This window comes from Variovorax sp. YR266 (genome assembly GCF_900107295.1).
Taxonomy (GTDB): Bacteria; Pseudomonadota; Gammaproteobacteria; order Burkholderiales; family Burkholderiaceae_C; genus Variovorax.
Window position 1 is genome coordinate 311,657 of the sequence record NZ_FNPM01000008.1, and the last position, 21,395, is coordinate 333,051.

23 protein-coding genes are annotated in these 21,395 nt (G+C 66.9%); 13 read left to right on the top strand and 10 right to left on the bottom strand.

All coding sequences use genetic code 11. The features are described from left to right. Positions 1 to 18 precede the first annotated feature (18 nt). The 6 genes from BLW48_RS22020 to BLW48_RS22045 all read left to right on the top strand — a co-directional run bounded on the left by BLW48_RS22020 (position 19) and on the right by BLW48_RS22045 (position 5,730). Positions 19 to 1,272 (top strand): ABC transporter substrate-binding protein, encoded by a 1,254-nt coding sequence (locus tag BLW48_RS22020; protein ID WP_093079672.1) that lies wholly within the window; start codon positions 19 to 21, stop codon positions 1,270 to 1,272. A 5-nt stretch (positions 1,273 to 1,277) separates the two neighbouring features. After that, the gene (locus tag BLW48_RS22025) at positions 1,278 to 1,997 is read left to right on the top strand and encodes an ABC transporter ATP-binding protein (protein ID WP_093177469.1); all 720 of its coding nucleotides are present in this window, start codon (positions 1,278 to 1,280) and stop codon (positions 1,995 to 1,997) included. Beyond that, entirely contained in the window at positions 1,994 to 2,710 is a 717-nt protein-coding gene (locus BLW48_RS22030; protein WP_093057564.1) for an ABC transporter ATP-binding protein, read from the top strand. Before BLW48_RS22025 ends, BLW48_RS22030 begins: the two co-directional genes overlap by 4 nt. Further along, entirely contained in the window at positions 2,703 to 3,566 is an 864-nt protein-coding gene (locus BLW48_RS22035) for a branched-chain amino acid ABC transporter permease (protein WP_093177471.1), read from the top strand. The genes BLW48_RS22030 and BLW48_RS22035 overlap by 8 nt, the downstream gene beginning before the upstream one ends. Before the next feature lie 14 nt (positions 3,567 to 3,580). Further along, positions 3,581 to 4,588, top strand: a complete 1,008-nt coding sequence (locus BLW48_RS22040) for a branched-chain amino acid ABC transporter permease (RefSeq protein WP_256330868.1) — start codon at positions 3,581 to 3,583, stop codon at positions 4,586 to 4,588. A gap of 134 nt (positions 4,589 to 4,722) precedes the next feature. Next, positions 4,723 to 5,730 carry a Bug family tripartite tricarboxylate transporter substrate binding protein gene (locus BLW48_RS22045; protein WP_093177474.1) on the top strand — a complete coding sequence of 336 codons (1,008 nt, stop codon included), beginning with the start codon at positions 4,723 to 4,725 and terminating at the stop codon, positions 5,728 to 5,730. 22 nt (positions 5,731 to 5,752) lie between these two features. On the opposite strand, the gene BLW48_RS22050 is transcribed toward BLW48_RS22045, so the two are convergent. Together BLW48_RS22050 and BLW48_RS22055 are read right to left on the bottom strand one after the other, a co-directional pair. Beyond that, entirely contained in the window at positions 5,753 to 7,021 is a 1,269-nt protein-coding gene (locus tag BLW48_RS22050) for an esterase-like activity of phytase family protein (RefSeq protein ID WP_305367589.1), read from the bottom strand. A 268-nt stretch (positions 7,022 to 7,289) separates the two neighbouring features. Then, complete coding sequence (locus tag BLW48_RS22055; RefSeq protein ID WP_093079655.1) at positions 7,290 to 8,075, bottom strand: IclR family transcriptional regulator domain-containing protein; 786 nt, start codon at positions 8,073 to 8,075, stop codon at positions 7,290 to 7,292. Positions 8,076 to 8,213: 138 nt separating this feature from the next. On the opposite strand from BLW48_RS22055, the gene BLW48_RS22060 reads away from it, so the two are divergent. The 4 genes from BLW48_RS22060 (at position 8,214) to BLW48_RS22075 (ending at position 11,993) form a co-directional block, all read left to right on the top strand. Continuing rightward, positions 8,214 to 8,915, top strand: coding sequence for a 3-oxoacid CoA-transferase subunit A (locus BLW48_RS22060; protein ID WP_093177477.1), 702 nt, complete (start codon positions 8,214 to 8,216; stop codon positions 8,913 to 8,915). Positions 8,916 to 8,975: 60 nt separating this feature from the next. Then, complete coding sequence (locus BLW48_RS22065; RefSeq protein ID WP_093177479.1) at positions 8,976 to 9,617, top strand: 3-oxoacid CoA-transferase subunit B; 642 nt, start codon at positions 8,976 to 8,978, stop codon at positions 9,615 to 9,617. A gap of 35 nt (positions 9,618 to 9,652) precedes the next feature. Beyond that, positions 9,653 to 10,858 carry a 3-oxoadipyl-CoA thiolase gene (pcaF, locus tag BLW48_RS22070; protein WP_093057572.1) on the top strand — a complete coding sequence of 402 codons (1,206 nt, stop codon included), beginning with the start codon at positions 9,653 to 9,655 and terminating at the stop codon, positions 10,856 to 10,858. Positions 10,859 to 10,988: 130 nt separating this feature from the next. Then, a complete protein-coding gene (locus BLW48_RS22075; protein WP_093177480.1) occupies positions 10,989 to 11,993 on the top strand; it encodes a Bug family tripartite tricarboxylate transporter substrate binding protein in 1,005 nt (334 codons plus the stop codon). Between the two features lie 81 nt (positions 11,994 to 12,074). Here BLW48_RS22075 and BLW48_RS22080 read toward each other — a convergent pair whose 3' ends face one another. The 3 genes from BLW48_RS22080 to BLW48_RS22090 form a co-directional block, all read right to left on the bottom strand. Beyond that, positions 12,075 to 13,931 (bottom strand): ATP-binding response regulator, encoded by a 1,857-nt coding sequence (locus BLW48_RS22080; RefSeq protein ID WP_093177482.1) that lies wholly within the window; start codon positions 13,929 to 13,931, stop codon positions 12,075 to 12,077. Further along, positions 13,928 to 14,536 (bottom strand): response regulator transcription factor, encoded by a 609-nt coding sequence (locus BLW48_RS22085; protein ID WP_093079647.1) that lies wholly within the window; start codon positions 14,534 to 14,536, stop codon positions 13,928 to 13,930. Before BLW48_RS22085 ends, BLW48_RS22080 begins: the two co-directional genes overlap by 4 nt. A 101-nt stretch (positions 14,537 to 14,637) precedes the next feature. Continuing rightward, a complete protein-coding gene (locus BLW48_RS22090; protein WP_093177483.1) occupies positions 14,638 to 15,045 on the bottom strand; it encodes a hypothetical protein in 408 nt (135 codons plus the stop codon). 204 nt (positions 15,046 to 15,249) lie between these two features. Here BLW48_RS22090 and BLW48_RS22095 point away from each other — a divergent pair, with 204 nt between their 5' ends. Then, positions 15,250 to 16,929 carry an InlB B-repeat-containing protein gene (locus BLW48_RS22095; protein ID WP_143047764.1) on the top strand — a complete coding sequence of 560 codons (1,680 nt, stop codon included), beginning with the start codon at positions 15,250 to 15,252 and terminating at the stop codon, positions 16,927 to 16,929. A gap of 40 nt (positions 16,930 to 16,969) precedes the next feature. Here BLW48_RS22095 and BLW48_RS22100 read toward each other — a convergent pair whose 3' ends face one another. Then, entirely contained in the window at positions 16,970 to 17,392 is a 423-nt protein-coding gene (locus BLW48_RS22100) for a ribbon-helix-helix domain-containing protein (protein ID WP_256216909.1), read from the bottom strand. Positions 17,393 to 17,469: 77 nt separating this feature from the next. Then, a complete protein-coding gene (locus BLW48_RS22105) occupies positions 17,470 to 18,048 on the bottom strand; it encodes a DJ-1/PfpI family protein (protein WP_093177486.1) in 579 nt (192 codons plus the stop codon). 336 nt (positions 18,049 to 18,384) lie between these two features. Between BLW48_RS22105 and BLW48_RS22110 the strand changes: the two genes are divergently transcribed. After that, entirely contained in the window at positions 18,385 to 18,801 is a 417-nt protein-coding gene (locus BLW48_RS22110) for a hypothetical protein (RefSeq protein ID WP_093177488.1), read from the top strand. 26 nt (positions 18,802 to 18,827) lie between these two features. On the opposite strand, the gene BLW48_RS22115 is transcribed toward BLW48_RS22110, so the two are convergent. After that, positions 18,828 to 19,343, bottom strand: coding sequence for a DinB family protein (locus BLW48_RS22115; RefSeq protein ID WP_093177490.1), 516 nt, complete (start codon positions 19,341 to 19,343; stop codon positions 18,828 to 18,830). A 124-nt stretch (positions 19,344 to 19,467) separates the two neighbouring features. Here BLW48_RS22115 and BLW48_RS22120 point away from each other — a divergent pair, with 124 nt between their 5' ends. Beyond that, positions 19,468 to 20,064, top strand: coding sequence for a TetR/AcrR family transcriptional regulator (locus tag BLW48_RS22120; RefSeq protein ID WP_093057577.1), 597 nt, complete (start codon positions 19,468 to 19,470; stop codon positions 20,062 to 20,064). 4 nt (positions 20,065 to 20,068) lie between these two features. Here the strand turns inward: BLW48_RS22120 and BLW48_RS22125 are convergent, their stop codons facing one another. Together BLW48_RS22125 and BLW48_RS22130 are read right to left on the bottom strand one after the other, a co-directional pair. After that, entirely contained in the window at positions 20,069 to 20,299 is a 231-nt protein-coding gene (locus BLW48_RS22125) for a hypothetical protein (protein ID WP_093057578.1), read from the bottom strand. 140 nt (positions 20,300 to 20,439) lie between these two features. Next, positions 20,440 to 21,390 carry a bifunctional Delta(1)-pyrroline-2-carboxylate/Delta(1)-piperideine-2-carboxylate reductase gene (locus BLW48_RS22130; protein WP_093177491.1) on the bottom strand — a complete coding sequence of 317 codons (951 nt, stop codon included), beginning with the start codon at positions 21,388 to 21,390 and terminating at the stop codon, positions 20,440 to 20,442. Between the last annotated feature and the right edge of the window lie 5 nt (positions 21,391 to 21,395).

The window sequence follows — 21,395 nt, forward strand, 5'->3', positions numbered from 1 at the left end:
CAAGAGACGGAGACAACCATGACATTCAATCGCAGACAGTTCACGCAGGCCACGGCCGCGCTGGTGGCTTCGGGCGCAACGCCACTGGTGTTCGCGGCCGACACGCTGAAGATCGGCTACGTGTCGCCGCAGACCGGTCCGCTCGCGCCCTTCGGCGAGGCAGACAAATGGGTCATCGACCAGATGAAGACCGCCTTCAAGGACGGCATCAGTGTCGGCGGCAAGAAATACGCGGTGCAGATCGTGCTGAAGGACAGCCAGTCGAACCCCAACCGCGCGGGCGAGGTGGCGAACGACCTGATCCTGAAAGACAAGGTCGCGCTGGTGCTCACCGCCGGCACACCCGAAACCGCCAACCCCGTGAGCGATGCCTGCGAACTCAACGAGGTGCCCTGCATCTCCAGCGTGGTGCCGTGGCAGCCCTGGTTCTTCGGCCGCAAGGGCGACCCGGCGAAGGGCTTCAACTGGACGTATCACATGTTCTGGGGCCTCGAAGACGTCATCGCCAACTTCACCAACGGCTGGAAGACGCTCGCCACCAACAAGAAGGTGGGCGGCCTGTTCCCGAACGACGGCGACGGCAACGCCTGGGGCGACAAGGAACTGGGCTTCCCCAAGCCACTCGCGCAGATGGGCTTCACGCTCACCGACCCTGGGCGCTTCCAGAACGGCACGCAAGATTTCAGCGCGCAGATCGCGGCCTTCAAGAAAGAGGGCGTCGAGATCGTCACTGGCGTAGTGATTCCGCCGGACGCGAAGACCTTCCTCACGCAGGCTCGGCAACAGGGCTTCAAGCCGAAGATCATCACGCTCGGCAAGGCACTGCTGTTCCCTGGCGCGATCGAGGCGCTGGGCGACCTGGGCGATGGCCTGTCGACCGAGGTGTGGTGGAGCCCATCGCATCCGTTCACGTCGAGCCTCACGCAGCAAAGCGCCAAGGCGCTGGCCGATGCCTACGAGGCAGGTGCGAAGAAGCAGTGGACGCAGCCCATCGGCTTTGCGCATGCGCTGTTCGAGGTGGCGGCGAATGCACTCGGGCGTGCCAAGTCGCTGAAGGCTTCGGACGTGCGCGACGCCGTGGCATCGACCTCGATCAACTCGGTGGTCGGCCCGGTGAAGTGGGGCGGCCAAGGGCCGTTCAAGAACGTCAGCAAGACACCGCTGGTGCTCGGCCAATGGGGCAAGGGCCAGAAGTACAAGGTGGAGCTGACCATCGTGAACAACGAGGCGGCGACGAACATTCCTGCCGGCGGCAAGCTGCGGCTGCTCTGACCGTCATGACGCTGCTGGCACTGCATGCCGTGAGGAAGTCCTACGGGGCGCTCAAGGTCACGGACGACATCACGCTGTCGGTGACCGAGGGCGAGACGCTGGGCATCCTCGGGCCGAACGGCGCGGGGAAGACCACGCTGTTCAACCTGATCTCGGGCGACGTGCGCGTCGATGCGGGGCGCGTCGAGTACGCGGGCCGCGACGTGACGCGGCTGCGACCGCACCAGCGCTGTCACGCGGGCATCGGGCGCAGCTACCAGGTGCCGCAGCCCTTCGGCAACATGAGCGTGTTCGAGAACCTCGTCACGGCCGCCTGCTTCGGCGGGCAGCAGACCGAGCGCGAGGCGTGGCAGACGGCGCACGAGGTGCTGGAGCAGACGGGGCTGATGCCGCACGCGAACAAGCCTGCGGGTGGGCTGACCCTGCTCGATCGCAAGCGGCTGGAGCTGGCGCGCGCGCTGGCGACGCGGCCGCAGTTGCTGCTGCTCGACGAGATCGCGGGCGGGCTGACGGAGCCAGAGGCCGCGGTGCTGGTCGGGGAGCTCAAGCGCATCAAGGCGCGGGGCGTGACGATGATCTGGATCGAGCACGTGGTGCATGCGCTGCTGTCGCTGGCGGACCGCTTGTTCGTCATCAACTTCGGGCAGAAGCTGGCGGAAGGCGAGCCGCGCGCGGTGATGAACGATTCGGAGGTGCGGCGCGTGTACATGGGGATGGAGGCATGAGCGCGCTGCTTTCCACCCACGCCCTCAAGGCTTTCTACGGCGACGCCCAGGCCTTGTTCGGCATCGACTTCTCGCTGGCCCGTGGTGAGCTCGTGGCCATCATCGGTGCCAACGGCGCGGGCAAGTCGACCTTTCTCAAGAGCCTTACGGGCCTGGTGCGCGCGCCTCGCGAAGCGATCAGCTTCAAGGGTGAGCCCATCGGCGGGATGCCTCCCGGCGACATCGTGCGCCGCGGCCTCGCCATGGTTCCCGAAGGCCGCCGCCTGTTTCCCAGCCTCAGCGTCGAAGAGAACCTGCTCATGGGTGCCACCGCCGCGCGCAAGGGCCCGTGGAATCTTCAGCGCCTGTATGCGCTGTTTCCCATACTCGCCGAGAAGCGGCACCAGCCGGGCACGTCGCTGTCGGGCGGCCAGCAGCAGATGGTCGCGCTCGGCCGCGCGCTCATGAGCAACCCCGAGCTGCTGCTGTGCGACGAGTTGTCGCTCGGCCTCGCGCCCATCGTCATCCGCGAGATCTATGCCGCCATGCCCACGATCACCGGCGAGGGCATGACCGTGGTCATCGTCGAGCAGGACGTGACCATGGCGCGGCAGGTCTCTCAGCGCATCTACTGCTTCCAGGAAGGTCGCGTGTCGCTCGAAGGAAATTCCGCCGACCTCACGCGCGAACAGATCTCGCAGGCCTACTTCGGCATCGAGGCCGCCCATGCTTGAAACCATCGTCCAGGGCGTGCTGCTCGGCGGCCTCTACACGCTGTTCGCACTGGGCCAGTCGCTGATGTTCGGCGTGATGCGGCTCACCAACACGGCGCAGGGTGACTTCATCATCCTCGGCGCGTTCGCGGTCATCGCGGGCGTGTCGCTGACGGGCGATGCCATGCCCTGGCTCGTGGCGCTCGCGGTGCTGCCGGTGGCCTTCGGTTTCGGCTACGCGCTGCAGCGCTACGTGCTCAACGGCACGCTCGGCAAGGACCCGTTGCCTTCGCTGGTCGTCACTTTCGGCCTGTCGATCGTGATCCAGAACTTGCTGCTCGAACTGTTCTCGGCCGATCCGCGCGCGATAGAGACCGGCGGGCTCAACACGCAGGGCATTGCGCTGAGCGATGCGATGTCGCTCGGTGTGCTGCCGCTCATCGTGCTGGCCATCGCGGTCGTTGCGACGGGCGCTCTGCAGTGGCTCTTTGCGCGCACGGCGCTGGGCCGGTCGTTTCGCGCCGTGTCCGACGACCGCGAGATCGCCGAACTCATGGGGCTGAACGCGAAGAAGGTCTACGCGCTTGCCACTGCCATCGCCTTCGTACTGATCGCCATCGCGGGCGCGCTGCAGGGCATGCGAACAACCGTCTCGCCTTCCGACGGGCCGCTGCTGCTGCTCTTCGCGTTCGAGGCCGTGATCATCGGCGGCATGGGCTCCTTCTGGGGCACGCTGGCCGGCGCGATGATTCTCGGCATCACGCAGCAGATCGGCTTCAGGCTTGACCCGGGCTGGGGCATCTGGTTCGGGCACATCGTGTTCCTCGTGGTGCTGGTGCTGCGGCCGCAGGGGCTCTTTCCGAAAACGCGTGGATGAACCGAATGACGAGCATGCCCCCACCCCTCATCGCCGTCGAGCGTGCCACCGCCGCGAGCCGCGTCGCACTCTTCGTCGGCATCGGCCTCGTGCTCGTTGCCGCCAGCCTTCCGTGGTGGGGCGAGTCGAGCTGGATGCGCGAGTTCGTCGAGATCGCCTGCTACTTCATCTTCGCAATGATGTGGAACCTGCTTGCCGGCTACGGCGGAATGGTGAGCATCGGGCAGCAGGCCTTCTTCGGCTTCGGCGGCTACGTGATGCTGATGCTCGGCAACTTCGCGGGCGTCAATCCGTTCATTGCGATACCGCTGGGGGCGCTGGCTGCGGGGCTCATCGCCATACCCGTGTCATTCGTCGCGTTCCGCCTGTCGGGCGGCTACTTCGCCATCGGCACATGGGTCATCGCGGAGGTGTTCCGCCTGAGCTTTGCCAACGTGTCGGCGGTGGGGGGTGGCTCGGGCACCACGCTGACTGCGCTGCGCGGCATCGAGAAGGCCACGCGCGAAAGCACCACATACTGGATGGCGCTGGCCTGCGTGGTCGCGGCCATCGCGCTGGTGTACCTGTTCCTGCGCAGCAAGCGCGGCCTGGCGTTGCTGGCGATACGCGACAACGAAGTGGCGGCCGAGTCGCAAGGCATTCCGGTGGCGCGCATGAAGCTCGCGGTGTATGTGGTCGCGGCCTTCGGCGCGGGGCTCGCGGGGGCGCTGTACTTCGTGGGCAATTTGCGCATAAGCCCCGATGCGGCCTTCAGCGTCAACTGGACGGCTTTCGCCATCTTCATGGTGGTCATCGGCGGCATCGGCCGCATCGAGGGGCCGCTGGTGGGCGCGCTCATCTTCTGGGCGCTCAACAAGTTCCTGAGCGACTACGGCACCTGGTACCTGCTGGGCCTGGGCATGCTCGCGATCCTCGTCACGCTGTTCTTCAAGCAGGGGCTTTGGGGCTATGCGCAGCAGCACTGGGGCTGGTCGCTTTTTCCGACGCAGAGGCGGTTGCTGGGGGCTTCGTCGCGAAGGTGAAGTGCTGTCGCGTCCGACGCGATAAAGGCCCTGTGCAAACCTCCTTCTGACTTGCGCAGCAGAGCATGATCCTGTAACGTTTGAAACAAAGTGGTGACATTTCACCGCTTCTTTTCATCGCTCTGGAGCCTCCCTTGACGATCACCAAACGCCGCTTGCTCGAAGGCGGCGCTGCAGCCGTTGCCACTTCGTTGTTCGCACCGGGCTCCTGGGCCCAACAACGCCCGGCAGCCGGTGCCGACGCCTGGCCGACCAAGCCCGTCCACATCCTCGTGGGCTTTCCTGCCGGCGCATCGCCCGACCTCGCGACTCGCGCCATTGCCGAACCGCTGTCGAAGATCCTGCGCCAGCCGGTGGTCGTCGAGAACAAGCCCGGCGCCAGCGGCAACACCGTGGCCGACCTGGTGGCCAAGGCCACCGACGATCACACCATCGGCGCGCTGATCAACGGCAACCTCACCATCGCCAAGCTGCTCAATCCGGCGCTGCCTTTCGACCCCGAGAAAGACTTTGCGCCCGTCGGCCTCATCGGCACCGCGCCGCTGGTGCTGGCTGTCTCGGGCGGCGCCACGGGCAAGACCGCGGCCGACCAGCTGCTGTGGGTGCGCAACCTCGGCAGCAGCGGCAAGTACGGCACGCCGGGCGTAGGCACCGTGGGCCACCTGGGCATGGAGCTAATCAAGAGCCGCGCGGCCATCACCGCGCAGCACAGGCCCTACACCGGCAACCCGCAGGTCATTGCGGGCCTGCTCGCCAACGAGATCCAGCTGGCGCTGCTGCCGCCCGGCCTCGCGTTGCCGCACATCAAGTCGGGAAAGATCAAGGCCATTGGCGTGACCTCGCCCGAGCGCAGCCCGCTGGCCAGCGAACTGCCCACGATTCGCGATGCGGACGTGCGCGGCGCCGACCTCGAAATCTGGACCGCGCTGGCCGCGCCCGCCGGCATGAAGCCCGCGGCCGTCGCCAAGCTCAATGCAGCGCTGGTCGAAGTGATCAGCTCTCCCGACGTGAGCGAGGCGCTGCTGAAGACCGGCTGGCAGGCACAGCCCGGCTCACCCGACACGCTGGCCAAGCGCATGCGCGCCGACACCACGCGCCTGGGCGGCGTGATCATCATGAAGGGCATCCACTCGGAGAGCTGACCGAGGGAGCCCCGGGCTCCCCTTACGTCTTCGACGCGACGCGCTTGAACAGCGCTTGGTCGAAGCGGATCGTGATGACTTCCGTGTCGTCCGGCTTGCCGGGAACGCGACCGTCTTCCGTCGGGAAGTTGGTGTCGATCGCAACGGCCAGGGTGTTGTCGTCCACCACCTCGACGCTCTCGATCGAATCGAAGGGCATGCTGAACTTGCCGGCCACCACGCTGGCCAGCGGACCGCCGATGTCCGTCGGGTCGGAGATGTTCAGCAGGTCGACCAGCAGCGTCTTCTTCAGCACACCGTCGGCATCCTTCACGTCGAGGTCGACCATGTACAGGCGCTTGACCACTGCCTTCGAGCCGTACAGGCTGTCGCGCTCGATCAGCACGAACTTGTTGCCGCCCACGTTGGTCATGTCGCCGATCACGATCTGGTTGTCCTTGGCGGGACCGTCCTTCTTGTAGACCGGGTTCTTGCCGGTGTAGAGCATCGAGGCGGGGTCGAACTCGAAGAAGTTCAGGTAGCGCTCGTCGTCTGCCACCGGCCGCAACGAGGCCAGCGAGGGCGCTGCTTCGGGCACCGCGTAGAGGCGGCTGCTGTCGCCGTTGAAGGCCAGGCTCTCGAAGCCCCGGCTCGAGAGCGAGGTTGCGGTGGCGCCGTCGTTCATCACCAGCGGGTTGGACGGGCTGCGCAGGAACGGATGCGGCACCGGGTCGCCCATCAGCGTGCCGTTCTTGTCGAAGTGCAGGATGTAGGGGCCGAACTCCTCGCCGACGAACCAGGTGCCGTCCTTGGCGCGGGCGATCGACTCGACGTCGAGGTCGAAGCCTGTCAGCAGCCGGCCGCTGACGATGCGCGCATCCACCGGCTTGCCGCTGTCGACCAGGTTGTTGCCGGACACCGTCTGGTAGTTGGCGTAGTCGGCGGTGATCTTCAGGTCGACGCCCTTGCCGTCCTTCAGGAAGCCGTTGGCGTCGTTGAAATTGACGTGGCTGTTCACCTTGATGGTGCCGGGCACCGTCGTGCCGTTGGCCGCGGTGCGGAAGTCGATGTTGACGTTGTAGAAGCCGACCACGAAGTCGCCGGAGTTGCCCTTGCTGCCGTAGCCGTTGTCGGGCATGGCGGTCCAGGTGCCGTCATCGTTCTTCAGCAGTGCCGAGAAGCCCGGCAGCGGCTGTCCGTCGACGAAGGGTGGCGTCACGCCGAGCGCGGCGGTAATGAACTGGCCAGTGGTCGGGCCGGGCCAGCGGAACGTATCGGCCAGGGAGGCCCAGCCGGTCAGCTTGTGAGGCAATCCTGCCGAGTCGTCTTGTGACGGCTGGGGAGCAGGTGCTGGCGCGGGAGGCGGAGCGGGCGTTGCCGCTACCGGGGGAAAGGCAACACCGCTGCCGTCACTGCCGCCGCACGCGGCGAGAACAGCAGAGGAAACGACTGCCAGCATTAGGTGACGCGGCAAGTTGGACGAGGCGAAGCGAACGGACATGAATGGACCCTCCCATGGTTTTTAGTGCGAAGCGCAATCTAAAAAGCCGGTGTGACGTGTCCATGAATACCCATTCGGGTCAGAGCATGCGCGAGATCCGCTCCGCCGCTTCGCGCAGCGCGGGCAGCATCGTCTCCTGCATTGCCTTCGCGCTGGTGCGGTTCGCTTGTCCGCTGATGTTGAGTGCGGCCACCATGCGCCCTTGCCGATCGACGATAGGTGCGGCTACCGAGATCAGGCCTTCCTCGAGTTCCTGGTTCACCAGGCACCACTGCTGCTTGCGTGCCTGCGCCACCTTGGCCATGAGCGCATCGATGTCGGTCACCGTGTGCTTCGTTAGCGCCTCGATGCTCGATGCTTCAAGGCGCGCGCGCACTTCGTCGTCATCGAGGTCCGCCAGCAGCAGCCGGCCGAGCGATGTGCAATAGGCCGGCAGGCGAGAGCCCACACCCAGGTTGATGTGCATGATCTTCTTCGTCGGCACTCGCAGCACGTAGACGATGTCCGTCGCGTCGAGCACGGCGGCCGAGCACGACTCCTGCACCTGCTGCACCAGCGCTTCCATCACCGGCTCGGCGCGGTTCCAGATCGGCATGGACGAGAGGTACGCAAACCCAAGGTCGAGGATGCGCGGCGTGAGCGTGAAGAGCTTGCCGTCGGTCACCACATAGCCCAGCGTCTGCAGCGTGAGCAGGATGCGGCGTGCCCCCGCGCGCGTGAGCCCGCTGCCGGCGGCCACCTCGCTGAGCGTCTGGTGCGGCGCATTGGCGCTGAACGAGCGGATCACCTGCAGCCCCCGCGCAAAAGACTGCACGTAGCTGTCGCCGGGTGCGGGTGTATCGGGTTGTGTGGGGTGGGTTGCCATGGTGCGCGATCCTCTCTAAAATTCATTATACGAACAAATGTTCTTTAGACGAACAAATCGGCGGTTCGCAGAATCGGTCGGCGTGTTCAGGCGGTTCGCTTCCTCGCTTTCTTTTCTTCACTCCCGGAGACAGGCTTCATGATCAACAAGATCGCGCGCTCGGTCGCCGATGCCCTGGCAGGCATCCCAGACGGCGCCACGGTTCTCATCGGCGGCTTCGGCACAGCCGGCATTCCCAACGAACTCATCGAGGGCCTCGTCGAACAGGGCGCCAAGGACCTCACCGTCGTCAACAACAACGCAGGCAACGGCGAGACCGGCCTCGCGGCGCTGCTGAAGGCCGGCCGCGTGCGCAAGATCATCTGCAGCTTCCCGCGCCAGGCCGACAGCCAGGTGTTCGACGGGCTCTACCGCAGCGGCAAGCTCGAGCTCGAGCTCGTGCCCCAGGGCAATCTCGCCGAACGCATCCGTGCGGCGGGCGCAGGCATCGGCGCCTTCTTCTGCCCGACCGGCTACGGCACGCAACTAGCCGGCAACCGCGAGACCCGCGAGATCGACGGCAAGCAGTACGTGCTCGAGTACCCCATCCACGGCGACGTGGCGCTCATCAAGGCCGAGCGCGGCGACCGCTGGGGCAACCTGGTCTACCGCAAGGCCGCACGCAACTTCGGCCCGGTGATGGCGATGGCCTCGAAGAAGACGGTGGCCACCGTGCACGACATCGCAGAACTCGGCACCCTCGACCCCGAAACCATCGTCACCCCGGGCATCTTCGTGCACCAGGTGGTGCGCATCGAACGTGTCGCCACCCAGGCCGGCGGCTTCAAGAAGGCAGCTTGAGCTGCCGGGCCGCCCCAAAGCGAAAACCGTAGCGCGAAAGCGCGGAGGAATCTAATTCTCATGACTTACCAACGTCGCACCAAGGACCAATTGGCCGCCCGCGTGGCGCAGGACATCTTCGACGGCGCCGTCGTCAACCTCGGCATCGGCCAGCCCACGCTGGTGGCCAACCACCTGCCCAAGGGCCGCGAGGTCATCCTGCAGAGCGAAAACGGCATCCTCGGCATGGGCCCCGCGCCCGAGGCCGGCGAAGAAGACTACGACCTCATCAACGCCGGCAAGCAGCCCGTCACGCTGCTGCCGGGCGGCTCGTTCTTTCACCACTCCGACAGCTTCGCAATGATGCGTGGCGGCCACCTCGACATCTGCGTGCTCGGCGCGTTCCAGGTGTCTGCCACCGGCGACCTCGCCAACTGGCACACCGGCGAGAAAGACGCCATTCCCGCAGTCGGCGGCGCAATGGACCTCGCCATCGGCGCCAAGCAGACCTGGGTCATGATGGACTTGCTGACCAAGCAGGGCGTGAGCAAGCTGGTGAAGGAATGCACCTATCCGCTGACCGGCATTGCCTGCGTCAAGCGTGTGTACTCCGACCTCGCCACGCTCGAATGCACGCCGCAGAGCCTGAAGCTGGTCGACCTCGTCGACGGCCTCAGCCGCGAAGAACTCGAAAAGCTCGTCGGACTCCCGATCGCAGCCTGATCCTTTTTTCAAGCAATCAAAGAGAGACAGCTTCCATGACCAATCAAGCCTTCATCTGCGACGCCGTTCGCACTCCCTTCGGCCGCTACGGCGGTTCGCTCAGCAGCGTGCGCACCGACGACCTGGGCGCCGTGCCGCTCAAGGCGCTGATGGAACGCAACAAGAACGTTGATTGGCAGGCCGTGAGCGACGTGCTCTATGGCTGCGCCAACCAGGCTGGCGAAGACAACCGCAACGTCGCGCGCATGTCGGCGCTGCTGGCGGGCCTGCCGCTCGAAATCGGCGGCGGCACCATCAACCGGCTGTGCGGCTCGGGCCTTGACGCCGTGGGTACCGCAGCGCGCGCCATCCGCGCAGGCGAAGCCGGTTTGATGATCGCCGGCGGCGTCGAGAGCATGAGCCGCGCGCCCTTCGTCATGCCCAAGGCCGAGAGCGCCTTCAGCCGCAACAACGCCGTGTACGACACCACCATCGGCTGGCGCTTCGTCAACAAGCTCATGAAGGCGCAGTACGGCGTCGACTCCATGCCCGAGACGGCCGAGAACGTGGCCACCGACTACAAGATCGAGCGCGAAGCACAAGACCTGATGGCGCTGAACTCGCAGCTGCGCGCCGTGGCTTCGCAGAAGTCCGGCTTCTTCGACGCCGAGATCGTGCCCGTGAGCGTGCCGCAGAAGAAGGGCGACGCGATCATCGTCAACAAGGACGAGCATCCGCGTGAGACCAGCCTCGAATCGCTCGCCAAGCTCAAGGGCGTTGTGCGCCCCGACGGCACCGTGACGGCCGGCAATGCCAGCGGCGTGAACGACGGTGCCTGCGCGCTGCTGCTGGCTGATGAAGCCAGTGCCGCCAAGCATGGCCTCACGCCGCGCGCCCGCGTGGTCGGCATGGCCACCGCCGGCGTCGCGCCGCGCGTGATGGGCATCGGCCCCGCGCCCGCCACGCAGAAGGTGCTGGCGCTCACCGGCCTCACCATCGACCAGATCGACGTCATCGAACTGAACGAAGCCTTTGCCGCGCAAGGCCTTGCCGTGCTGCGCCTGCTGGGCCTGAAGGACGACGACGCCCGCGTCAACATCAACGGCGGCGCCATTGCGCTGGGCCATCCGCTGGGCGCCAGCGGTGCGCGCCTGGCCACCACCGCAGTCAACCAGCTGCACAAGGGCGGCGGCCGCTACGCGCTGTGCACGATGTGCATCGGCGTGGGGCAGGGCATTGCGGTGATTCTCGAACGCGTCTGACCGCTGAACGAACACGCGACGACAAAAAGATAACCAGAGAAGCAAGAAGACAAGGCCATCGGAAGCCGCAGGCATAGCGGCCCGATGGCATTTTTTTAACCCAAGAGGACAGAGAGAAAAGGATCAGAGGATGAAGAACTACACGTCGAAGACAACGCGCCGCAGTGCCGGCCTGGCCGCGCTTGCGCTGGCAACCGCAGCCCTGCTGCCTGCAACGGCACCGGCGCAGCAGGCCTTTCCCAGCAAGCCCGTGCGCATCATCACGCCGTTTCCCGTGGGCGGCGGCCCCGACGGCGTGGCGCGCCTAGTGGCCGACAAGCTATCGCGCGCCTGGGGCCAGCCCGTGGTGGTCGAGAACCGCCCGGGTGGCAACGGCTTCATCGCCATCGACGCCTTCAAGCGCGGCGCCAAGGACGGCCACGACATCATCGTGCTCGACAACGTGCACCTGGCCGCGTACCCCGCGCTGTTCAAGAAGCTGCCCTACGACTCGGCCAAGGACTTCGACGCGCTGCTGCCGCTGTTCAAGACCTACTTCTTCTTCACCGTTGCCACCAACAGCAAGTACAAGACCGTGGGCGACCTGATCGCCGACGCCAAGGCCAACCCCGGCAAGCTCGACTACGGTTCGTGGTCGGTCGGCAACCCGGTGCACCTGGGCTCCGAGCTCTTCGAGTCGGCCACCGGCACGCAGATGGAACACGTGATCTACAAGGAGACCACGCAGCTGTACACGTCCGTGGCAACTGGTGAGCTGGCATTTGCTTTGGGCAGCAGCGCCACCGCCGGCCCGCTGCAGCGCGCGAACAAGCTGCGCTTCCTGGCGGCTGCCGCGCCGCAACGCGTGGCCGCCTTCCCCGACGTGCCGACGGTGTCCGAGTCAGGTGGTCCGAAGGGCTTCGAGGTCATCGGCTGGAACGCGATCGCGGTGCCCAAGGGCCTGCCCGCATCGGTCACAGAGAAGATCAAGCGCGACATCGAGAAGGGCCTGGCCGAGCCCGACGTGCTGGAGAAGTTCAAGAGCTTCGGCTACGAGCCGTTCCCGACCACGCGGCCGCAGTTCGACGAGTTCGTGGCGAGCGAGACGAAGCGGTTCACCGACGTGATCCGCAAGGCGAACGTTTCGCTGGATTGATCGGGTTGCGCAGGCAGCCTGCGCCGATCTGACCGCCATGCGGCCCCCGCGAAAGCGCCGGGGCCGCTTTTGTTTGCGGCATCACTCGGCAACGCCTTGCCGACCGAGTGCCTGAATGTGACCCAGAAACGCCCGGAGCTGGGAGGGCCGCACCGGCTTCACGATGACTGGCAGCCCCGCCGCGCGCGCCGCATCCAGATAGTCACCTCCCACATCGCCGGTGACGATCAACGCGGGCAGTTCGGCCTCGTTCAGTGCTGACCGCAGATCCTCGATGGCCTGGATGCCGCTCACTTGCGGCCCCAGTCGCAAGTCCACCACCAGCGCGTGGGGCCTGAAGCCGGCGTGGAGCACGTCCAGTGCGCCCCCGACATCGCTTGCGGACCGGACGTCCATTCCCCATGAAGCGAGCAGCCCGTCAAGCGCCTGCAACGAGCTCGGGTCATCGTCGACCACCAGTATTCGCACCGCCAATGGGGTGGCCGATGACGATGCGGCGGGTCGCTCGACATCCTCCCTCTGTTCGCTCATGGTGGCATCGGCCAAGGGGAGATGAAGTTCGAACACGCTGCCTTGCCCCTGTACCGAGCGGGCAGTCACCCGAAGGTCCAGCAGTTCGCTCAGCCGCTTGACGGTGGCCAGCCCCAGGCCGTAGCCCAGCCGCCGGTCGCGCGCCGGATTGTCGACCTGGTAGAACTCCTCGAAAACGTGCGGCAGATGCTCGGAAGAAATGCCGATGCCCGTGTCCTCGATGGTCAGCTTCAACCGGTCGCCGTCGATTTTTTGGCTGCTGATGCGCACCTGTCCCTCGCGCGTGTAGCGGATGGCATTCGCCAGCAGGTTGGTGACCACCCTGGCCAGCAAGGCCCGGTCGCTGCGCACGGCCACATGGCCGGCGGAGATTTCGAAGCACAGCCCCTTCGCGATGGCCACCGCCTGGTGCGGCCGGCAGCAGTCGCCCAGCAGTTCGTCGATGGCAAAGGTCGACCACTGCGGGCTGAGCGATCCGGCGTCGGCGCGCGTGATGTCGAGCAGGTCGTCCACCACGTCGGTCATGCCGTCGGCGCAGGCCACCAACTGCTCCGACATCTCCTTCACGCGGTGCTCGGTGCTGACGGTGTGCACGGTCTGCGCCAGCAATGCCATCGCATTGAGCGGTTGCCGAAGATCGTGGTTGGCCGAGGCGAAGAAGCGCATGCGCGCGGCCACGGCCTCTTCGGCTGTTCGCCGGGCCGAGCTGCTGCGCTCGTTTTCGGCACTCAGAGCAATCACCAGTTCGGCATTGCGCCGGCGCTGCGCCTGGATCTCGTGAAGCGCTGAGGACAGCTCCCTGGCGCTGAGCAACGTGTAGACGCCGATGAGCGACACGATCGAGGCCATGGCCACGTGATAGCTGCCGCCGAACCAGATGTCGCGCAATACCAGCGGCCCAAGAATGAGCACCACATAGACGGTGGCCGCTCGGCCCATCGTGGAGAGCCGGATCGCTCCGCCCAGCGAGACCGTGACCATGGTGATGTGAAGAATGGCCTCGGCCTGCGCCGGCCCGTCGCTTTGCAGCAGCACGCACAGCACACCGAACGAGAAGGCCATGAGCTGGTTGGTGGCCATGATGGGCAGCACCATCGCCGGCAGGTTCGCGCGAAGCCCCGGCCGCAACGCCCAAGCCAGCCAGATGCCCATGCGCGCGGCGACGATGACGCAGTAGACGGCGAACCATGCCTTCACGCGCTGGCCGTCCACGCCGTCCTTGTATTCGAGGTAGCACAGAAACCCCGCGGCGGCGGCCAGGATCCACGCCCAGGGCGTGGAGCGGATCATCTGCTCCAGTTGCTGGAACTGAAGATCCGAGAAGGACAGGCGCGAGGCGATGAAGCCGCGTGCGCGCGGCGTTTGCGCGGGAGAAAAAGAGTCGGAAGTGGAGGGCTGCGGCCTCATCGCAAATTCAGCATCAGCCCCGCGCGCCGCGCCTGCACCAGCAGGTGGGTGCGGTTGCGCGCGTCCATGGTGTCGAGCAGGGCCGTGATGTGGAGCTTGACCGTGCGTTCCGCGATGTTCAGCTCGGCGGCGATCTGCTTGTTCTGCCGGCCTTGGGCGACCAGCAGCAGCACTTCGAGCTGCCGCGGCGTCAGGTTGGAAGCAGGCAGGCCGGCGCGCGGCTGCAGCACATCAAAAGCCTCGCCGCCCGCCGCCACTTCGTCCAGCGCGGCGGCGATGCGCGCCACCGACTGCGACTTTCCGATGAAGCCGGCCGCGCCTGCGGCACGTGCGCGCGCGGCGAGTGCCGGTTCTTCGTCGCCCGAGATCATCAGGCGGGACACGAGGGGGTGCCGGGCGCCGAACAGGCGCAGCCCTTCGAGGCCGTCCTCGCCGCCCAGGCGGTAGTCGATCAGCACGATGTCCGGCGGGCACTGCGAGGCGCGTTCCACGCCCTGCCCCAGCGACAGGGCGGTCTCCACCTCGAAGTCGGGCCGCGCGTGCGTCAGCGCATGCGCAAAGCCGACACCGAACAGCGGGTGATCGTCGACAAGCAGGAGTTTCATGGTGCCGTGATCCTCGGCGCGAGCCCGGCAGGCCACGCCATCTCCTCGTAGGGTGCCATTGTCCACACCGGTGGGTGTGGCGCGAGCCCGCGCCTCAGTTCTCAGTTGCAACGACCGGCGGCGCGCAGCAGCGCGTTGCAGGCAGGAGCGGGTGCTGGTGCTGGTGCGGTGCCGGTCGCCGGCCTGGCATTGGAACGACGCGCGGACGCGGGCGCATCGCTCTGGCGCATCTCCTGGCAGATGGCGTCGCTGACCACCCGGCCCACCACCGACACTGACCCTTCCACGTAGCAGTTGTACGTGCGGCCGCCGTCGGTCTTGGCCAGGAAGGTCGTTTGCACGCCGCTGTCGGCCCGGTTCGAGATGGTGAACGCAGAGGGCGGCAGGCCCAACGCACGCGAGGTGTTGGTGACGATGGCGTCGTCGGTCACGGCATGCGATGCGCACCCACCCACGAGGACGGTGGCAGCGAGAAGCACGAAGAAGAGGGAGGTGGGTGAAGGTGTCATGCAACGCCGGGAAGTTCAGGGATGCGAGCGAACCCGCACTGGAACCCCCAGCCTAGCCAAACACCGCCCTCCAGGAAACAGCACCATCGGGCAGGTGCCCGATGGTGCTATGGCCCGCGCCGAACCTCCTTCCTACGATCCGACCCTCTTGAACGAGCACAGAAGGCGCCGGGCCCCGGTGTCAGCTAACGAGGAATGGCAGTTATGACGAAGAAGAGCGCCTGCAGGCGATGGATGGCTTGTGTGTGGAGCCTGGCCCTGTTGACGGCCTGCGGGGGCGGCGGCGCAGGAGGGGCCGGTGGCGGCTTGCTTCCACCCATCGGCTTTCCGCCGCCCGTCGCGGTGACGCATCGGATGGACGTGAGCATCACCGGCGCCGGTCGTGTCGCGTCGCAGCCTGCGGGCATCGACTGCGCCGACAGCTGCGGCGCGGACTTCGCATCGGGCACGCAGGTCACGCTCACGGCCACGCCGGCGGCGGGGCAGGTGCTCGGCAGTTGGGGCGGCGCGTGCAGCAGCAATGCCGGCACCTGCACCGTGCGCGTGGACGCCGCGCTCACCGTCACGGCCGCGTTCGTCGCCGCACCGCCGGTGGTCGGCTGGGGCGATGCGGTCACGCTGTCCGCCGCCGGAGCCAGCTTGCCGAAGGTGGGGGTCGATGCGCAAGGGCGCGCGCTGGTCGTGTGGCGTCAACTCGAGGTCAATTCGCTGACGGACAGGCTGTGGGGCAGCCTCTACCAACCCGGCGGCGGCTGGAGCACGCCGCAGCGCCTCGAGGCCAACAACGGTGCGGTGCGCGACGTCCGTGTCGCCATCGACAAGCCGAGCGGCCGTGCCGTCGTGGTGTGGACGCAGTTGAGCTCGGTAACGGGCTATGACCTGTGGGCGCTGCAAGTCGATCCATCGACCGGCTGGGGCACGCCGGCGCTGCTGGAGACCGGCACCGGCACGGTCGGCTTCGCGAGCGCGGGCATCGACGCCAACGGCAATGCCGTCGCCGTGTGGTCGCAGATCGGTCCCGCCACCCGCTTCAGTATCTATGCCAACCGCTACACGCCGGCGGGTGGCTGGGGCACGGCCGCGCTGATCGAGACCGACGAGGTTGTGGGCACCGTGGACGGCGACCCGGCGGTCGTGGTGGCGGGCTCGGGCGAATCGTTGGCCGTGTGGAAGCGCTCCACCGGCAGCAGCGCCTCGCTCTGGACCAATCGCGCCGATGCGGGCGGCACCTGGGCCGCGGCGGCTGAACTCGTGCCGGACGCCGGCACCGCGCAGTCGATCGGCGCGCACGATCTGGCAATCGATGCCGGCGGCAATGCGCTGCTGGCCTGGGGCCAGGTCGACCTGCCCGGCGGCGGCAACCAATGGGAGAGTGCCGTGTGGTTCAAGCGGTTCTCGGGAGGCGCCTGGCAGGGCGACACCGCACGCGTGGGCGCGCCGTTCATGTCGACGCAGGCCTTGCTGAGCACACCCGTGCTGCGCATGAACGCGGCCGGTGCGACCGTGGTGAGCTGGGGGCGGCTGGACAACGCGCTCATGGCCGCAACGGCGGCGCCGGGCGCGGCATTCGGTGCGGACACCGTGGTCCGGCCGGCAGCTTCACAGGCGCTGACGAGCCTGCCCGCGCTGGGCGTGGATGACGCGACGAATGCGCTGGCAGCGTGGACCCAGGCCAACGGCGCGGGGACCGGTGACCTCTATGCAGCCCGCCACACGCTGGCCGGAGCTTGGGGCGCGCAGGCGCTGCAGGAAAGCAGCGATGAAGCGGTCCAGACGCCCGACATCGGCATGAACGAACTGGGGAACGCGGTCCTGGCCTGGCAACAGTTTGACCCGGCTGCGGGAACGCGCATCTACATCCGCCAGTACGGTTCTGGCAGATAGGCCTCGCGCTGCTGTGTGCAGTCGCGGGCCGGGGCGGCGACTAAGCCCGCCGCCGCGCGGCCACGTGGAGCGTGCGCACGCGCGTCTCGTCTTGCGGCTGCGCAGGCGTCGATCTTCCCCACCCCTGCGGCAGCTCATGCAGCACGGTTTCCGCATCGAGCGAGCGAATGGCCACCGAGGTATCGGCCGGAATCCGCCCCTGCGCCACCATCGCCTCATAGCGCAAGGCGCACACCCGCAAGAACGACGCGAAGTTGCCGACTTCGCCGCGTGCCGCAACCAGCTCGTCATACAGCCGCTCGATGAGCTGCACCACGACCATGCCGTCGCGCTGCGCGATTTCTTCGAGCACCTGCCAGAACAGGTTCTCCAGGCGGATGCTGGTGACGACGCCGTGCAGCCGCACCGAGCGCGTGCGCGCGTCGTAGCTCTGCGGATCGGCACTGATGAAGACTTCGCACATGGGCGGCCTCCTTGTGAGGGATGAGGTGGGGACGCACGCACTGTAGCGCCGCCCGTGGCGCAGCGGGCGCCGGTCGATCAGTGTTCGATGCGCGTGCCCAGCACAACCAGGAACTGCGAGAGCCATGCCGGGTGCGCCGGCCATGCAGACGCGGTGACCAGGTTGCGGTCGGTCACGGCTTGGTCGACCGGAATGCCCATGTACTCGGCGCCCGCCAGTTCCACCTCGACCTGGCAGGCCGGGTAGGCCGACACCTTTCGGCCCTTCAGCAGGCCCGTGGCCGCGAGCAACTGCGCGCCGTGGCACACCGCCGCCAGCGGCTTGTCGGTGGCCAGGAAGTGCCGCGCGATCTCGACCACGCGGCTGTGCATGCGCAGGTATTCGGGCGCGCGGCCGCCGGGAATGACGAGGGCGTCGTAAGCCTCGGGGCGAACGTCGGCGAAGTTGGCGTTCAGCGTGAAGCGGTGGCCCGGCTTCTCGCTGTAGGTCTGTGCGCCCTCGAAGTCGTGGATGGCGGTGTGAATCCAGTCGCCGGCCTTCTTGTCCGGCGCCACGGCATGCACCGTGTGGCCCACGGCGAGCAGCGTCTGGAAGGGCACCGTGGTTTCGTAGTCTTCGGCGTAGTCGCCGCAGAGCATCAGGATCTTGCGAGCCATCTCTTGTCTCCTTCGAATGAGGTTGGAATGCGGCTTGGCGCCGGGGCGCCCGCCGTCGCCGCATTATTCGAAGGGGGAGTGCCCAGCGGGTAGCAGCCGGCTGTGACTCCGCTGCACCGGCCTCAGATGAGCGTCGCGCGCACGCCTGGTTGAGGGAAGGTGCTGATGCAGTTAACAGAAGTTCGCAAAGATTGCAGGGCGTGCCAAAGAGCTGTGCCGCGCCACAGGGTCGTCATTGACCTGCCTTTTCGCCTGAATAGTCTCGCTCAGGGTTTTCCCGCATCTCCGGGCCGACCTCATCCGGACAGACAGACAACTTACAGAAAAGGCCGAATCATGAAGACCACCAAACTCGCCCTCGCTGCTGCGCTCACCGTGCTTGCAGTCGCTTCCGCCAATGCCCAGCAACGCACTCGCGAAGCCGTCGAAGCCGAAGCCATCGCCGCCGCTCATGCGCCGGACCAGAACGTCACGCGCGGCTCGCGCGGTGCCGATCCGTTCAAGTCCGTGGCCGATCCTGAAGCCGTGTACAAGCAAGCCGTTGAAACCGCCAGCGCGCCCAACCAGAACGTGACGCGCGGCTCGCGTGGCGCCGATCCGTTCACGTCCAGCCGCGACCCGGCTCAGGTCTACCAGGAAGCCATGGCTACCGCCGCGGCGCCCGACCAGAACGTGACCGGCGGCTCGCGCGTCAACAGCAGGGTCATCTCGACCATGCAGAACCCCGTGCTGCAGTCGGCACAGGGCAAGTAAGCAGGCTCCGAAAGCGCCGCCGCTGCCTACGCACTGCTCCGCGCGCGGCGCCCGGGCTCGGCCTGATGCAGATAGCCGGTGAAGGTGTCGGGCGGCGACGAGCCCGTGAGCCGGGTCAGGATGCGGCCGACTTCGCCCCGGTGATAGCCCGCATGGGTCGCCACGTGGGCCAGCATCTCCTCGCGCGACATCCGCCCCGGGGCTCCGTCGGTGAACGTGAACTCGATGCTTTCCGCAAGTTCTTGCGAGTTCAGGCGCGCGACGTAGTCGACGTACCAGCGATCGGTTTCCCTCACTGATTCGGCCAACGCTTGCAGCAGCGGCGGCTCTTGCGCACCCGTCGCGGTGTAGGCATGCGTCATGCGCTGGACATTCGCGACGAAGATGCGGTCGACGATGCAGGCGTGGTTGAAGACGCGAAGCGCCATGCGGTATTCGTCGGGCGGGCCTTGCCTGGCCAGGTCGGCCAAACCCGCGAGCAGCCCCTCGTCGGCCCAGGCCTTGTACTGGAACAGCGAAGTCAGAAGCGTCTGCGTACTCATCACAATCTCCCCTTGAACCATGAAATGCACGCCTCGCGTTTCATCGGATGGCCGCCAGCGTGCGGTCCTATTCTTGAGTGGAGCCTCGAACTTGGGTACTCGCATTCCCCCGCCGCGCAGGACCATGCGCAAAGCGCCGCGCCAGCAGCGTTCGCGCGTCACGGTGGACGTGATCGTCGAAGCCGCAACTCGCGTTCTGGCGCGCCGCGGATGGGCGCGATTCACAACCAACGAGATCGCGGCCGTCGCGGGCGTGAGCGTCGGCTCGCTCTACCAGTACTTTCCGAACAAGCTGGCGATTGCCGAAGCGATCCGCCAGCGTCATCTCGATGAGGTGCTCGTGGCGCTGTCCGGCGCCGGGGACGACAACGAGGCCATCCCGCTCGACCAGCGGGCGGCGCGGTTTGCCGACGGTGTCATTGCCGCCCATTCGGTCGACGAGGCGCTGCACCGGGTTCTGCTCGACGAGGTGCCGCTCGTGGCGCGGTCGAGCTATGCGGAGTTCGAGGCGGAATACCAGCGACGCTATCGGGCGCTGATCGCCGCGAGCGCGAGCGGTGCCGCTGGTGACGACGAGACGGCCGCCCGCGTGCTCTCATCCGCCGTCGAAGGGGTCGTCCACGCGGCGGCGCATCGTGGCGACCTGGGCTTGCCCGCGCTCAGAAGCGAACTTGTCAGGTTGATCCTTGCCTACCTGCGCGACCGCCAGCAGGCAGCGTGAACGCTCAGGCGTAGGCCTTGGTCGAGCGCAATTGCAGCAAGGCCAGCATGCGCGCTTCCTCCGCATCCCGCAGGCTCTTGGCGGCCCGGCTGGCGGAGTACGACACGTAGAGCGTGTCGATCGCTTTCTCCCAGCACTGGGCCGTCTGGTAGATGCTGTCGGCACTTCCCGGCTTGGCCGGCACGGCGTATCCGGCCTTGTGGAGGATGTTGGCTTTGTGGTCGGTGCTGAGCATGACGTGGTCCCCCCAGTCGATGGTGTGAGGACCACGATATCCGCGATGCAGCATGTGCGCTATTGGCCACACGACGTATCCAGATGTAGGAAAAACCCGCCCCCAAGGGGCTTTGGCGGCCAGAAACTAGGCCATAAGGCTTAGATCGTGTCTCTCGATTGCCACACGAGGGTGGCGGCAGTCAGGTCTTCCAGGGCACTGCCGACGGCCTTGAACACGGTGCGTTCTCCGGCGGCCGAGCGACCCGGATGCTCCGCGCGGCACAGCGTGGCCAGCGTACCCCGGACCTCTTCAGCGCGCAGCGTGCCGGCGGCCATCGCGTCGAGCAGATCGCCGGATTTCTGCAGCGCCTCTTCCGTGTCCACGAAGGTTTGCGCGCCTGCGAAGCACTGCACGTCGGCCTCGCGCATCGCGGGTGTGAAGCTGCCGATCAGGTCCAGGTGCGAGCCCGGCGCCAGCCATTCGCCGCGCACCAGCGGCGCGGTGGCCAGCGTGGCGCAGCTCACGATGTCGGCCCGGCGCACGCCTGCCTCCAGGTCGGTGGTTGCCCGCGCGTTCCAGCCCTCGGCGCGCCACTGCGCGGCCAGCGCTTCGGCGCCTTCGGCCCGGTGGTTCCACACCCACAGTTCGTCTATGGGCCGCACGCTCGCGTGCGCGGCCGGCAGCATGCGAGCGATGCGGCCGGTGCCCAGCACCAGCAGCCGATGCGCGTCCTGCCGTGCCAGAAACGAGGCCCCAAGTGCCGACGCCGCGGCCGTGCGGCGTGCGGTGATCTCGTTGCCGTCCATCATCGCCAGCGGCACGCCGGTGTGCGCGTCGTACAGCACATAGGTCGCATGCAGCCCGGGCAGGCCGCGCGCGCTGTTGCCGGGAAAGATGTTGATGGTCTTGATGCCCAGGAAACCCGCGTCGCTCCACGCCGGCATGATGAGCACGGTGCCTTTGCTGCTGCCGTCGCTTCCCGCAGTTTCGATGCCGTGCACGTGGCGCGGAGGCACCTGGGCCCCGGCCGCGAAGGCCGCGTGCAGCGCGGGCACCAGCCGCTCGAAGCTCAGCGGTGCGCGGGTGGCGGCTTCGTCGAAATGCTTCATGGCTG

What these genes read in the sequence shown, in the direction of transcription:
- BLW48_RS22055 (WP_093079655.1), bottom strand. Translation starts at nt 8,075, where the DNA reads ATGGCAACCCACCCCACACAACCCGATACACCCGCACCCGGCGACAGC.
- BLW48_RS22025 (WP_093177469.1), top strand. Translation starts at nt 1,278, where the DNA reads ATGACGCTGCTGGCACTGCATGCCGTGAGGAAGTCCTACGGGGCGCTC.
- BLW48_RS22030 (WP_093057564.1), top strand. Translation starts at nt 1,994, where the DNA reads ATGAGCGCGCTGCTTTCCACCCACGCCCTCAAGGCTTTCTACGGCGAC.
- BLW48_RS22020 (WP_093079672.1), top strand. Translation starts at nt 19, where the DNA reads ATGACATTCAATCGCAGACAGTTCACGCAGGCCACGGCCGCGCTGGTG.
- BLW48_RS22130 (WP_093177491.1), bottom strand. Translation starts at nt 21,390, where the DNA reads ATGAAGCATTTCGACGAAGCCGCCACCCGCGCACCGCTGAGCTTCGAG.
- BLW48_RS22035 (WP_093177471.1), top strand. Translation starts at nt 2,703, where the DNA reads ATGCTTGAAACCATCGTCCAGGGCGTGCTGCTCGGCGGCCTCTACACG.
- BLW48_RS22075 (WP_093177480.1), top strand. Translation starts at nt 10,989, where the DNA reads ATGAAGAACTACACGTCGAAGACAACGCGCCGCAGTGCCGGCCTGGCC.
- BLW48_RS22095 (WP_143047764.1), top strand. Translation starts at nt 15,250, where the DNA reads ATGACGAAGAAGAGCGCCTGCAGGCGATGGATGGCTTGTGTGTGGAGC.
- BLW48_RS22120 (WP_093057577.1), top strand. Translation starts at nt 19,468, where the DNA reads ATGCGCAAAGCGCCGCGCCAGCAGCGTTCGCGCGTCACGGTGGACGTG.
- pcaF (WP_093057572.1), top strand. Translation starts at nt 9,653, where the DNA reads ATGACCAATCAAGCCTTCATCTGCGACGCCGTTCGCACTCCCTTCGGC.
- BLW48_RS22060 (WP_093177477.1), top strand. Translation starts at nt 8,214, where the DNA reads ATGATCAACAAGATCGCGCGCTCGGTCGCCGATGCCCTGGCAGGCATC.
- BLW48_RS22065 (WP_093177479.1), top strand. Translation starts at nt 8,976, where the DNA reads ATGACTTACCAACGTCGCACCAAGGACCAATTGGCCGCCCGCGTGGCG.
- BLW48_RS22080 (WP_093177482.1), bottom strand. Translation starts at nt 13,931, where the DNA reads ATGAGGCCGCAGCCCTCCACTTCCGACTCTTTTTCTCCCGCGCAAACG.
- BLW48_RS22125 (WP_093057578.1), bottom strand. Translation starts at nt 20,299, where the DNA reads ATGCTCAGCACCGACCACAAAGCCAACATCCTCCACAAGGCCGGATAC.
- BLW48_RS22105 (WP_093177486.1), bottom strand. Translation starts at nt 18,048, where the DNA reads ATGGCTCGCAAGATCCTGATGCTCTGCGGCGACTACGCCGAAGACTAC.
- BLW48_RS22115 (WP_093177490.1), bottom strand. Translation starts at nt 19,343, where the DNA reads ATGAGTACGCAGACGCTTCTGACTTCGCTGTTCCAGTACAAGGCCTGG.
- BLW48_RS22040 (WP_256330868.1), top strand. Translation starts at nt 3,581, where the DNA reads ATGCCCCCACCCCTCATCGCCGTCGAGCGTGCCACCGCCGCGAGCCGC.
- BLW48_RS22100 (WP_256216909.1), bottom strand. Translation starts at nt 17,392, where the DNA reads ATGTGCGAAGTCTTCATCAGTGCCGATCCGCAGAGCTACGACGCGCGC.
- BLW48_RS22110 (WP_093177488.1), top strand. Translation starts at nt 18,385, where the DNA reads ATGAAGACCACCAAACTCGCCCTCGCTGCTGCGCTCACCGTGCTTGCA.
- BLW48_RS22090 (WP_093177483.1), bottom strand. Translation starts at nt 15,045, where the DNA reads ATGACACCTTCACCCACCTCCCTCTTCTTCGTGCTTCTCGCTGCCACC.
- BLW48_RS22085 (WP_093079647.1), bottom strand. Translation starts at nt 14,536, where the DNA reads ATGAAACTCCTGCTTGTCGACGATCACCCGCTGTTCGGTGTCGGCTTT.